The organism is Mesorhizobium sp. M1A.T.Ca.IN.004.03.1.1 (assembly GCF_003997555.1).
GTDB lineage: Bacteria > Pseudomonadota > Alphaproteobacteria > Rhizobiales > Rhizobiaceae > Mesorhizobium.
This window is the reverse complement of record NZ_RZTV01000259.1, coordinates 1-276: the sequence shown is the minus strand read 5'-3', so window position 1 is coordinate 276 and position 276 is coordinate 1. Positions and strand designations below refer to the sequence as shown.

The window sequence follows — 276 nt, the reverse complement described above, 5'->3', positions numbered from 1 at the left end:
AGGGATGGTCCTCAAAATCCAGGCTGACGACATCGGTATAGGGCGGCACGGCATAGATGCGCTTTTCGCGACCGGCGCCGAAAAGCTGCAGCGCTTCCGACCTGTGCATCTTGGGATTATCGAATTTCGGCGTCGGCGAGGGATCCATGACATAACGCCCATGTACCTTGACCGGATAGGCATAGGTGGTGGCGATGCGGCCGTTGCGGGCGATATCCTCGTAGAGTTTCACATGCATAAGGCCGTATTCTTCCAGCGCAAGATGCATGCGCTGGA

Annotated in this window: 1 protein-coding gene; it reads right to left on the bottom strand. The window is 56.9% G+C overall.

From position 1 onward, the window contains the following. Nucleotides 1-276, bottom strand: a 276-nt coding sequence (locus EOD29_RS31605) for an alpha-D-ribose 1-methylphosphonate 5-phosphate C-P-lyase PhnJ (protein ID WP_206520544.1), incomplete at both ends; no start/stop codon positions are given.